Here is an 11,763-nt window from a genome sequence, read left to right as displayed (position 1 = left end):
GGAGATATCCACCGTTGGACATTGCTCGAACCACAACTCCCAGTACCGTTTTTAGTCGAATACCAGTGTTGCGCGATAGGGGATGCCAATTCCCACTACTCTGTCCGGTGTTGCCACCATTCAGGCTACTTGTAAGTATTTTGCTTCACTCACTCAAAGTCTTTGCTTGTGGGAGCTGTGTTCAGAGTGTTTCCACCAAGTTAACCATTTCGGTTAACCGTCTTTTAACTGAGTGTCCCACCACGCTTGAGTTTTACCCGCCTTTAAGGTCAATGTGGCTTCTCCCTTATTATAACGTAAAGCCGTCCTAGAAGGACGGGGTTTCTACCCACATTTTTCGATGAATTTATCTGAACTGCTAGAAAAGTACCGTCAAGGCGATCGCCACTTTCCAGGACTCGACCTCAAAGATTTAGAATTAGTCGAGATCTACCTTTGTGAAGCTGACTTTTCTGGGGCAGACTTCCGGCAAGCTCGGCTGGGAAAAAGTAATTTTTCTGGGGCCAAACTAACGGGTGCGAATCTCAGTGAAGCCTTACTTTGGGGAACCAACTTAAGCCATGCAGACCTTTCTCGTGCTATTTTGCGCGATGCGGACTTAAGTGGAGCCAAATTAGAACAGGCTAATTTAACGGATGCCAACTTGATCAAGGTGAACTTATCTGGGGCAACCTTAAAAGAGGCTAACTTATCTAGGGCAATGCTTCTAGATGCCGACCTGCGTCCCACCTCTGACCAACCCACCAATTTAGAATCAGCTAACTTGTCTGAAGCGAATTTGAGTTATGCCAATCTCAGCCAAACCATTCTCCATCGAGCCAACCTCGATGGAGCGATTCTCTGTCGGGCAAATCTCGGATTAGGGCGCAGACTACATGGATTTCAAACCGATTTACGGGAAGCCAGTTTGCGCGGTGCTGACCTCAGTTATGCGGATTTAACGGGGGCAATTTTACATGATGCCGATTTAACCGGTGCGGATATTACCGGTACAAATTTCACTGATGCAGACCTTGAAGGCGCAAAACTCCCATAGAGTGACTGAAATGACTGCTGGACTATCGCAATGACTTGATATGACTGCTGGTTGAGCGAAGTCGAAACCAGCAGAAAACAAAAAAATAGACTGCACTAACTCAGTACAGCCATTCTGAACTATTCAAGTTACTCGAAAAACTGAGAATCGATCTACTCTAAGCCACCATTAGCTTCCAGGAGGGCTTGTAAATCATCGGGGTCAACATAATGGCAAACGGCATCATCAAGACAAATGAGCGCCCATCCAGAATCAGCAATCCCCATCAGCTTATATTCAGCTTCTTGGACAAAGAACCCTTTGTGGTTACGGGTTTCGGGTTTAATGGCTACTTTACTATCAACAGACATAATATTCTGACTCCTTTCTTAATTGACTTCATGTTAAAATTCTTCTGCCCTCAGACCGATTGATAGAGCAACCTTATGTCTGAGTTCATCAGATCTTATCATTAGAAATCAAGAAATTGGGTTAAATCCTGTATAGAATCATGAAGTTTTATACGTTTTTTGGATAGAGATAATTACTTAGTTGTTGTAGAACTTGAATGCCCAAAGCCTTGATTTAACTGGTAAACAACCAATCATATATTCTCTGGAGACTTTGCCAATCTGGTTTTCTGCTTAATCCTTCTTTACAATTCTCTTCAATTTCCTGGTGATATTCTGAGACGGCCATAATCAAACGCTGGACGATATCAATATGTTCACGCACTCCACTTTTATTCGTCTCCAGCATGGCTGCTGCTAGATTCACTCTGGCTTGAGGGTCTTCCGGATTGAGCTTGACGGCCTTTTGTGCAGCCTTATAAGCAGATTTGGGTTTATCTTCGAGTAAATATAACCAAGCCAAACAAGTCCAAGCGGTACTTTGCTTGGGGGCGCGATCGCAAATCTCCTTAAATAAGGGAATTAGCGTGGCAGGACTTTCTCCCTTCTTGTAGCGTTCAATTCCTTCATTAAATAAGTCTTCTGCTGTCTGAGTCATAACCGGCTTACTGCAAAACATTAATTAGGTCAAATCCAGGCTAAACCGCGCCTGAATTTGACCAACTACTTAGTCTAACAGAAAATGACCACCCTCAAGTCTAGGCAGAGAAAGATTTACCACAACCACAGGATTGACTGGCATTGGGGTTGGTAAACTGGAAGCCGCCACCAATGAGAGCATCACTGTAATCGAGTACCAATCCATAGAGATAGAGCATACTCTTGGGATCGCAAATTACTTTAAACCCGTCATAATCAAAGACCTCATCATTCTCTTTGATCTGAGCTAAGGTTTCAAAATCCATCATATAGGACAGACCGGAGCATCCACCTTGGCGAACCCCGACACGCAAGCACAGATCGTTCCCTTGCTTTTCGCGTAAAAACTGCACCTGCTTGAGAGCAGCATCGGTCATCATGATTCCGCGTTTAGAACTCTCGATGGTTTGGGTCATAACTGTATCCTTGAACTCCTGATGTCAACTTAATCCTTATTGTATCGAGTTCATCGCCCTTAAAGGAAAGAAGCCTACAGGGGTAACCATAGACAGATAGGGCAATGTCATCAACGCGATGTCAGACTCGAAGTTAATTGGGATTAGAAATGGGTAATACCTCTAAACCCGGTACGGGAGCCACAGATTCGGGTTCAGGAGGAGCTGGTTCTGGGGTATAAACCGGAGGAGCAAGACGGGCTTCCCAAGCCCTAATTTGGGATTGGGCACTGGAATAGAGTGTATGGCTAGGGGGAATTTTAGCGGCAATGGAGATCGCCCCTGGCAGATCGTAACTGGATCGCGCTTGGGCTAAACTGAGCAATTGTTGTCCCCAACGATTAATTTCTTGTTCCGCACTCTGACGTAAGGGGTGTTCCCAGGACACTTGTTCCGCTCGGTTAATGGCGGCGGCTAAATCTTCCGGGGAACCCTTAGCGGCGATCTGTTGAGCGGTTTGTAGATTGTCCTGGCCCCTGAGTTGCCAACGCCAATCTTCAATTAAACCATTAGCTTCATCAGAAAGGGCACGACCGGAAGAAATTTGGCCCGCAGAGGCGATCGCCAAACTCAGGTCACCTGAATTAGCATAATTACGGGCTTCGTCCAAATAGGGCCGATCTTCCAGACGCTCCAACTGATCCGTCCACTGGCTAATTTTCTCCTGAGCTTGGGGATAGAGCGCCCGTCCGGGAGCAATCCGTTTGGCCTCATTAATGGCAGATTGTAAGGAGAGGGCATCTCCAGCAAAAGCCAAACTTTGAGCATTATTCAGATAGGGCCGGTCTTCAATCTGTTCTACCCGATCCTGCCAACCGTCAACCTTATCTTGAGCTTGACTATAGAGACTGCGACCGGGACTAATCATACTCGCTTCCCGAATTGCCGATCGCAAATCTTCCAGAGTTCCTCCCAGAGCTAAAGACTCAGCACGATTTAAGTAGGGTCGGTCTTCAATGGTTTGGATTTCGGTATTCCAGGTATTGAGCAAGGTAGAGGCTTCCTGATAGCGGGGATTATTGGCGGAAATGAGGGACACTTCTGCCACAGCTTTGGCTAAATCATCTACGCCACCCCCGCGTGCGAGATTACGGGCTTTTTCTAATCTGGCCACATCTTCAATTTCCCGTTGCCATCGAGAGATGAGAAATTGGGCTTTACCGTAGAGGGGTCGTTTAATGTCAATTTGCTTGGCTTGGGCGATTCCTTTTTCTAGTCCAGCTACGGTATTACTCCAGGTGGATTGATGGGCCCGAGCCAAAGTGCTAAAATCTTCCACGTCTTTACCCATTTGGGCAGAAGCGGGGATTTTTTGCACGATCGCGATCGCCCCTTGTGCATCTTGTCCCTCTAACTGCTCTTCAGCCAACTGCATCATTTGGCGACCCACTTTACGGATCAGATTTTGAGCCTCTCCATATAAATAACTAGATTTCTGTACCTTCTCCATCAAAGCAATAGCCTTAAGGAAATCCTCCACCGTTCCCAAGTCGGCCAAATCTTCCGCATCTGCCAAAGTTTCCCCATCTTGACGAGCCGTTTGGATCAATACGGTCAGCTCCTGATAGCGGTTTTCCGACCAATAAGGATTATCAAAATCGAGTAATCGAGTCGCTTTACGGAAGGCCTGAGTCCATTCCCGTTTACGAATCAAGGCTTCGGTTTCTTTATAAATACCTTCAGCCTTCTCCCAAACTGACCGCCAGCGTTCCACCTTATTATTCACCAAGCCGGCTGCCGTGGTATTGCTAGGAATTTTTTGGGCTGTGGCGATCGCCTCTTGTAGCTTGCCTTGTTCAAACAGCATATCCCCCAAAACCAGCATATTTTCCGCCCAGTCTTCAATCGATTGATTAATTCGAGGGCGCAAGGGATGATCCATGGGCAAAGCATTGACAATTTCAATCGCCTCTAAATACCCTTCTCCTGTCTGTTCTTGAGCTGCCAACTCTGCACAATGCAACCGCAGGGAAGCCGAAGCCGTTGCCCATTGAACCTTGTTACAGTTCGGTAACTTGGGCAGTTTTACCAAAGTCAACATGCTGAGAAACCCTAAGCTCCCTGGCAAAAGAACGATCAGGGCCATCCAGAATAACCAAGAATTGGGGCTGATTTTTTGCGGATTGAGGGTGGGGGGATGGGATGGAGAATTCATAGAGCCAATTTTGAGGGATTGATATATTATCGGGCAATGGAGGCGATCGCCAACTGACCAAGGGGATAATTTTAGTTCTTATCCTACCGTTGCAGTCCAGAAACGCCAACCCTAATTCTGGATTCTGGCTTTGCCCTTAAGAACCCGTATTGGTTTGTAAATCTTCAATCAATTCTGCCAACTGATCCGAATTAACCTGATAGATTTCCTGACAAAACTCACAGGTGGCTTCTGCCCCCTTATCTTTTTCAATCATATCTTGCAGTTCCGTCTGTCCCAGTAATTTCAAAGCGCCTAAGACTCGATTGACCGAACAGGGGCAAGAAAATTGCACCATCTGGGTTTCTGGGAAAATATGCAGATCGAAATCCCCTAAAAGATCCTGGAAAATTTCCGGCAGACTTTTATGGGCCCGCAAAAGGGGAGTAAATCCGGATAATTGGGATACACGGGACTCTAGGGCACTCACCAGTGCTTCATCTTCGGCAGCTTTGGGCAAAACTTGCAGCAGCATACCCCCAGCCGCTTGTACACCATCCGCATCTACAAATACCCCCAGAATGAGAGCAGAAGGGGTTTGTTCAGACGTGGCTAAATAGTGGGTTAAATCCTCGCCAATTTCTCCAGAGACTAATTCTACCGTGGTCGAGTAGGGATAACCATAGCCCACATCTCGCACCACATATAAATAACCTTCCTTGCCCACTGCTCCCCCGACATCGAGTTTGCCTTTATCATTGGGAGGCAGTTCGACATGGGGATGATGAACATAACCCCGCACTGTACCATCTAAACCCGCATCCACTAAAATCGAACCCAAGGGCCCATTGCCATTAACTTTAAGGGTTACCCGCGATCCCGGTCGTTTCATGCTCGAAGCCAATAATAATCCTCCGGTCATGGTTCGTCCGAGGGCTGCTGTCGCTACATAGGATAGGTTATGCCGTTTCCGAGCCTCATCCGTGAGCCGGGTGGTAATTACGCCTACGGCTCGAATACCGCCATCTGCGGCCGTTGCCCGAATTAATTGGTCTACCATAAAACCCCTTACATTTCTTTACACTTTTCTTATTCTAAACAGGGAAGTGAACTTTACAGAACTAGGAATTGCTCTGGCATACTGGAGAAGGGAACCCTTGCAATTGAGATAGATAGGATGTTTGGGACATTTCAATCGAGCCAGTTACGGATAGAAGTTGAGGCTTCAGAGGCCAAGATTCGCCAGAGTCTGTTGTATCCCGATCGCCTGCGTCAGTGGTTATGGCCGCAAACCTTATCGGAGGGTTTACCGGAACAGTTGACGGCTGGAGTGACGTTTACCAGTAAGATGGGGCCGGTGGCGATCGCTCATCAGGTTGACGATGCGGGCGATCGGCACTTACGCTTACTTCTGAGTCATGGTATTGATGGCTTCCATGAATGGATGTGGGGTGACGGTTGGATACAGTCCCGACTTGAAGGGGTGACTTTACTACCGCTCAACTTAGGCCAGACTCTCAGTTTGCTTAGACTCAAAGAATTTTTAACTCAACCCGATGAATCCTGATGTCTGCCAAGGATGTTTATCACAATACAGTCAAAGATCGTAGGGTGTGTTAGCGACAGCGCAGGGCATCCTACTGGATTGTTTCAGCTAAAATAGGGCTTTGTTTGTAGTAAGCACGAAGAGTGCTTAAAAGCCTAGCTGGAGATGGCTTGAGCTATCACTACAAACAAAATCTAATGCATCAAATTAGATGAAACAATCCACTACTGCCGTGACAACCCTAAAATGGTGGGTTACGGCGGATTGATAGATTGCTGTCAGAGTCTAGGTTTTAGCCGCCTAACCCACCCTACGCTAATGCACTGATCGTCTTCGATCCCGAACAAGAGGTGATTGTACAATGGAACAACTAGAACACTATCGCCAATGTATTCAAGAAGTCCTGGCAGAACACAATCAATATAAGCCTTCATTTGGAGACCTAGAGCAATTTCTGATCGCCGATACCCAAAACGATCATTATCAGTTGGTCACCGTTGGCTGGGATGGCGACCGCCGTGTATTTAGTTGTTTAATCCATATGGATATCAAGGGTGATAAAATTTGGATTCAGCATGATGGCACAGAAATAGGCGTAGCCAACCAACTGATTGAGTTAGGCATACCAAAACAATCGATCGTCCTTGGTTTTCACGATCCCAATGCACGGGAATTAACAGAGTTTGCCGTTCATTAACACCTATTAAAACCCTTGCCTCTCATCCTCCGGAAAGTCCCTCTCCCGTGGGAGAGGGATTTAGGGAGAGGGCAATATCTCGTACTTCACGAATAAATAAAAATACCATATGCTACCTGTTGCTGAAGCTGAACGTTTAATCCTCAATCAAATTCATCCCCTCAACCCCGAAACGGAGTCGCAAATGGTCACCCTGGATGAAGCCAGAGGGCGCATACTTTCGACTCCAGTTACCAGTAGCCTCGATTTTCCCCATTGGGATAATTCGGCTATGGATGGCTACGCTGTCCGCTATCTGGATGTGCGGGACTGTTCCCCAGAACATCCGGTGCTTCTAGAAATTGTGGGAGAAGTAGCTGCGGGTAAAGTTCCAGATTTTACTCTACAGCCTGGGCAAGCCGCCCGCATTTTTACCGGGGCAATGATTCCTGCTGGAGCAGATACCATTGTCATGCAGGAGCATACTAAGCTCAAGGGTAAGCAAGTTTCGGTGTTAACTGCCCCTAAATCCGGGGAGTTTATCCGTAAACAGGGTAGTTTTTATCAAGCTGGTAATATATTACTCCAATCTGGAATACCCATTAATATGCCAGAAATAGCTGTTCTAGCGGCGGCTCAATGCAACCAAGTTTCCGTGTATCGTCGTCCTAGAGTGGCTATTTTTGCGACTGGGAATGAGTTGGTTCCTTGCGATCGCCCCCTAGCACCCGGTCAAATTGTAGACTCGAACCAATATGCCCTCGCTGCCGGAATTGCCCAAATGGGAGGAATTCCCCATTGTTTTGGCATTATTCCCGACGATCCAGAAGCGACTCAAAAAGCCATTTCTGGAGCCTTATCCATGGTAGATGTCATCATTTCTTCTGGCGGTGTTTCTGTTGGCGAATATGATTATATTGACCGCATTTTACAGGACTTAGGGGCAACCCTGCACGTCACCCAAGTGAAAATTAAACCCGGTAAACCCCTAACCTTTGCTACTTTTCCCCAAAGCTCCATTCCTAGTTGTTCCTATTATTTTGGCTTGCCCGGAAATCCAGTTTCCGCCCTAGTTTGTTTTTGGCGCTTTGTACAACCCGCTCTCAAGAAATTATCCGGTTATAGTACGGGATGGCAACCCAAATTTATCCTAGCCCAAAATCGCTGCTTATTGCGCGGCGGCCCCAGAGAAACCTATGTTTGGGGTAACTTAACCTATACTCCCCAAGGCTGTGAGTTTGATTTAGCTCCCGGTTTACAAATTTCGGCAAATTTAGTTAATTTAGCGGGAACCACTGGATTTGCAGTCATTCCCGCAGGTAAAGATCAGATCCATCCTGGGGAATGGGTGCAAGTTCTTGCTATTTAAAGGGGCGATTCGGCTTCGTTTTCTGGCCAATAATCCATTTCGACTACTCTAGCACAGGTTGAAGCTGGCGAAGCCCTAGGATCAAGGCTACAACCGCTCAAACAGGACTCGATAAACAGGTTCACCTTTAGCATAAGTCGCAATTTCCCGCTCTGTTTGCACGGGTAAAGGATTCTCCTCTAACCAGTCACTAGAACGGGAAAAACTAGAGTGCAGATCGAATAAATTCCGCATCTGTAAAGCTACCTCCTCCACATCCGATTGTAGAAAAATTTGACCCCCAGATATGATAAACTGAGATAAAGTGTCCACTAAATCATCCTGAACTACCCGGCGTTTTTGATGTCTGTTCTTAAACCAAGGATCGGGAAACTGAATACTTACATAATGTAGGGTATTTTCAGGCAACGAACTGAGGATATTTTTCAGGGAAATATTGGCATTACAAAATAGATAATGAAGATTGTTTAAATTGTGGCGATCGCGCCATTCATTAGCCTCAATCACCAAAGGTTTCCGAATTTCTAAACCCAGGAAATTCCAATCTAATCGCTGTTGGGCAATTTCCCATAAAAACCTCCCTCTTCCACAGCCAATATCTAAATGGAGCGGATGCTGTACATGGGGATAAATTTCTGACCAGTTGGGGATGGCAACTGGCTCTTGAAATTTCTGGCTTAATGGATTAACATGCTGACGCACGCGCACTCGTCCCAAAGGATAACCCCCTTTTTTCTTTCCTAACTCCTATGCATAAGACCCGATTTTGGCCCACTTTAGGAACCTATAGCTTATTAATCATCATAGCATTTATGATGCTCTTACCGCTACTGTGGTTAGCCAGTACATCTCTGAAATCTGCTGGTGAAAATATCTTTCAGTTTCCGCCCCAACTGATTCCCGAACAGCCGACTCTGAGTAACTTTATTCAAGTTTGGCAAACCCATCCTTTTGACCGCTATCTATTCAATAGCTTCTGGATTTCTACCCTCACTGTCGGACTCAATTTACTCTTTTGTTCTCTGGCGGCTTATCCGTTGGCGCGTCTTAGTTTTCAGGGACGACAAATTATTTTCAATTTAATTGTAGCCACTATTTTGATCCCCTTCCAAATTGTGATGATTCCCCTCTATATTTTAATGGTGCAATTGGGACTAAGAAACACTTATTTAGGGGTAATGTTACCCTCTCTCGCTTCTGCCTTTGGCATTTTCCTGTTGCGACAAGCTTTTCAAGGTGTGCCGAAAGAATTGGAAGAAGCAGCACGTATGGATGGCTGTTCAGAATGGGAAATTTGGTGGTGTGTGATGTTGCCTGCTATCCGTCCGGCTTTAGTGACTCTGGCGATTTTTGTGTTTATTGGAGCTTGGAGCGACTTTTTATGGCCCCTGATTATTTTAGACCAACCGGAAATGTTTACGCTTCCTCTGGGAGTGCAACGGTTGGCAGGCACATTTTCTTTAGATTGGCGTTTAATTGCGGCGGGATCGATGATTTCAATTTTGCCAATTTTGTTGCTGTTTATGTTGGTGCAACGCTATATTATGTCTACGGATGCCGGCAGTGGTTTGAAAGGTTAGGTCAGCGATTGTCAAATTATCGTAGGGTGGGCAATAAAAAGGTTATAAACTTGAATAGAATTGCAGGCCTCTCCTGCCCATATTCCTACACCTCTATAGCAGTCAAGCCGGTAAGGTGGGCACTGCCAGCACTACTGGACTAGACTCGCAAAATTGAGCAAAATAGAGCAAATTCGACAAGATGCCACTTTTGACAGAATAAAGAATCGTGATTGAACAGCAGTTATATCAAGACGGGATCAAAAAAGCAAGTCAAAAAGATTATGAGGGAGCGATCGCCGCTTTTACTGAAGTCATTACCCTAAATCCTGATTGGTCTGATCCATACTACCAAAGGGGTTTAGCCTACTTTGACTTAGGGCAAATCTATCCAGCTATCTCTGATTATAGCCAAGCTCTAGAGCGCGATCGCTACCATAGCCAAGCCTACTACGCCCGCGCCCTTGCCCGCATCAGCCTCAAAAACCTCCCCGGAACCCTAGAAGACATCAATTGGGTGATTCAGCTCAAACCCGAATTTGCGGCTGCTTATCAGCTCCGAGGGACTGTGGAGCGCAAACAGGGTAACCTGCAAAGTGCGATCGCCAATTTTAAACAAGCAGCCCGCCTTTATTTAGACCAAAAAGACAAAGAAAATGCCAGTCGCTGTCTTGCTCTTATTCAACAACTCAAACCCAAACAACCCACCCCCCAAGCAACCACTCCATCCCTACCTTTAATCACCGAATCCGACTTTTATCAAAACCTCATTGACAAAGCAAAACAGGGAAAACCTCAAGAAGCCCAAGAAGAATTAAACTGGATCTTAAAAACCGATCAAAATGACGCTCGTGCCTACGGTTGTCGCGGAATTATCTATTGTCAACAGGGAAGCTATCAAAGCGCCATCTCCGACTTTAACCGCGCCCTTGCTCTCAACTTCAAAGACCCCATTATTTATCGCAATCGAGGCAAAGCCCGCGCCCAGATTGGCGATCATTTAGGAGCCATAGAAGACTTTAATCAAGCTTTAAATAATGAAAGTAACGACCCCCTCATTTACATCGCCAGAGGAGATGCTTATCGGTTAACCAGTCACTACGCCCAAGCCATCCAAGACTATACCACTGCCCTCAATCTCGATCCCAATAATGGCACAGCCTATTATAGCCGAGGACTCGTCCATGCTTGCTTAGAAGAAATGAAAGAAGCCATTACAGACTATCAACGGGCAGCCAGTAAATTTTGCGAACAAGAAAAATGGTCAGACTATAATCAGGCCATCTCCCAACTCAAGAAACTGCAAAAAGCCGTCCCCCAAAGTAACACCATTCAACTCGAATCCCTTCTCCGTCAAAGACTATTACGCCTCGTTGGAGGTCATTGGGAAATTGCCCAACGACTCATCGATCAAGCCAAACAAGATTATCCGGGAATGGCTCAAGAATGGTATCTGGAAAAAGTCATTACTGATTTAGAGCAGAGATAAAATCCTAGATAATGAAACTCCAAAAAAAAACGCCCCCCTTGCGGAGAGCGTTTTTGGATTAAATCAAGTTATCAAAGCTTGAATTAACCGTTGATAGAAGGAGCAGTTAAAGCTACAGGAGCAGCTTCACCAGCAGCCAAATCTAAGGGGAAGTTGTGAGCGTTGCGCTCGTGCATTACTTCCATACCCAGGTTGGCGCGGTTGATTACATCTGCCCAGGTATTGATTACATGACCTTGAGAATCCATGATGGATTGGTTGAAGTTGAATCCATTTAGGTTGAACGCCATGGTGCTTACGCCCAGTGCGGTAAACCAGATTCCAACTACCGGCCAAGCTCCTAAGAAGAAGTGAAGGCTACGGCTGTTGTTGAAGGATGCGTATTGGAAGATTAAACGTCCGAAGTATCCGTGAGCGGCTACGATGTTGTAGGTTTCTTCTTCTTGTCCGAATTTGTAACCGTAGTTTTGA

At 46.0% G+C, this 11,763-nt stretch carries 12 protein-coding genes and 1 pseudogene; 6 read left to right on the top strand and 7 right to left on the bottom strand.

Features of this window, described 5'->3' with window-relative positions; translation table 11 throughout:
• Positions 1-340: 340 nt before the first annotated feature.
• Complete coding sequence (gene hetL, locus PMG71_RS14490; protein ID WP_283754412.1) at positions 341-1,036, top strand: heterocyst differentiation pentapeptide repeat protein HetL; 696 nt, start codon at positions 341-343, stop codon at positions 1,034-1,036.
• Positions 1,037-1,188: 152 nt separating this feature from the next.
• On the opposite strand, the gene PMG71_RS14485 is transcribed toward hetL, so the two are convergent.
• The 5 genes from PMG71_RS14485 to hslO all read right to left on the bottom strand — a co-directional run bounded on the left by PMG71_RS14485 (position 1,189) and on the right by hslO (position 5,713).
• Entirely contained in the window at positions 1,189-1,386 is a 198-nt protein-coding gene (locus PMG71_RS14485; protein WP_283754411.1) for a hypothetical protein, read from the bottom strand.
• Positions 1,387-1,600: 214 nt separating this feature from the next.
• Complete coding sequence (locus PMG71_RS14480) at positions 1,601-2,023, bottom strand: tetratricopeptide repeat protein (RefSeq protein WP_283754410.1); 423 nt, start codon at positions 2,021-2,023, stop codon at positions 1,601-1,603.
• Positions 2,024-2,123: 100 nt separating this feature from the next.
• A complete protein-coding gene (locus PMG71_RS14475) occupies positions 2,124-2,480 on the bottom strand; it encodes a HesB/IscA family protein (RefSeq protein WP_283754409.1) in 357 nt (118 codons plus the stop codon).
• A 133-nt stretch (positions 2,481-2,613) separates the two neighbouring features.
• Entirely contained in the window at positions 2,614-4,674 is a 2,061-nt protein-coding gene (locus PMG71_RS14470) for a hypothetical protein (RefSeq protein ID WP_283754408.1), read from the bottom strand.
• 136 nt (positions 4,675-4,810) lie between these two features.
• Positions 4,811-5,713: an Hsp33 family molecular chaperone HslO gene (hslO, locus tag PMG71_RS14465; protein WP_283754407.1), complete on the bottom strand. Its 903-nt coding sequence runs from the start codon at positions 5,711-5,713 to the stop codon at positions 4,811-4,813.
• Positions 5,714-5,830: 117 nt separating this feature from the next.
• Between hslO and PMG71_RS14460 the strand changes: the two genes are divergently transcribed.
• From PMG71_RS14460 to PMG71_RS14450, 3 genes are all read left to right on the top strand, one after another.
• Positions 5,831-6,220, top strand: a complete 390-nt coding sequence (locus PMG71_RS14460; protein ID WP_283754406.1) for a hypothetical protein — start codon at positions 5,831-5,833, stop codon at positions 6,218-6,220.
• A 340-nt stretch (positions 6,221-6,560) separates the two neighbouring features.
• On the top strand, positions 6,561-6,896 hold the full coding sequence (locus PMG71_RS14455) for a XisI protein (protein WP_283754405.1): 336 nt from the start codon (positions 6,561-6,563) through the stop codon (positions 6,894-6,896).
• 109 nt (positions 6,897-7,005) lie between these two features.
• Positions 7,006-8,244: a molybdopterin molybdotransferase MoeA gene (locus PMG71_RS14450; RefSeq protein WP_283754404.1), complete on the top strand. Its 1,239-nt coding sequence runs from the start codon at positions 7,006-7,008 to the stop codon at positions 8,242-8,244.
• An 87-nt stretch (positions 8,245-8,331) separates the two neighbouring features.
• Here the strand turns inward: PMG71_RS14450 and trmB are convergent, their stop codons facing one another.
• A complete protein-coding gene (gene trmB, locus PMG71_RS14445) occupies positions 8,332-8,961 on the bottom strand; it encodes a tRNA (guanosine(46)-N7)-methyltransferase TrmB (protein WP_347179294.1) in 630 nt (209 codons plus the stop codon).
• A 32-nt stretch (positions 8,962-8,993) separates the two neighbouring features.
• Between trmB and PMG71_RS14440 the strand changes: the two genes are divergently transcribed.
• Positions 8,994-9,824: a carbohydrate ABC transporter permease gene (locus PMG71_RS14440; RefSeq protein ID WP_283754403.1), complete on the top strand. Its 831-nt coding sequence runs from the start codon at positions 8,994-8,996 to the stop codon at positions 9,822-9,824.
• A gap of 208 nt (positions 9,825-10,032) precedes the next feature.
• Positions 10,033-11,292 (top strand): tetratricopeptide repeat protein, encoded by a 1,260-nt coding sequence (locus PMG71_RS14435; RefSeq protein WP_283754402.1) that lies wholly within the window; start codon positions 10,033-10,035, stop codon positions 11,290-11,292.
• An 83-nt stretch (positions 11,293-11,375) separates the two neighbouring features.
• Here PMG71_RS14435 and PMG71_RS14430 read toward each other — a convergent pair.
• Positions 11,376-11,763: pseudogene (locus PMG71_RS14430) on the bottom strand (photosystem II q(b) protein); the annotation flags it as partial.

Origin of the sequence: Roseofilum acuticapitatum BLCC-M154, from assembly GCF_030068475.1 — a bacterium.
Lineage (GTDB): Bacteria > Cyanobacteriota > Cyanobacteriia > Cyanobacteriales > Desertifilaceae > Roseofilum > Roseofilum acuticapitatum.
This window is presented reverse-complemented; position numbering and strand designations above follow the sequence as displayed.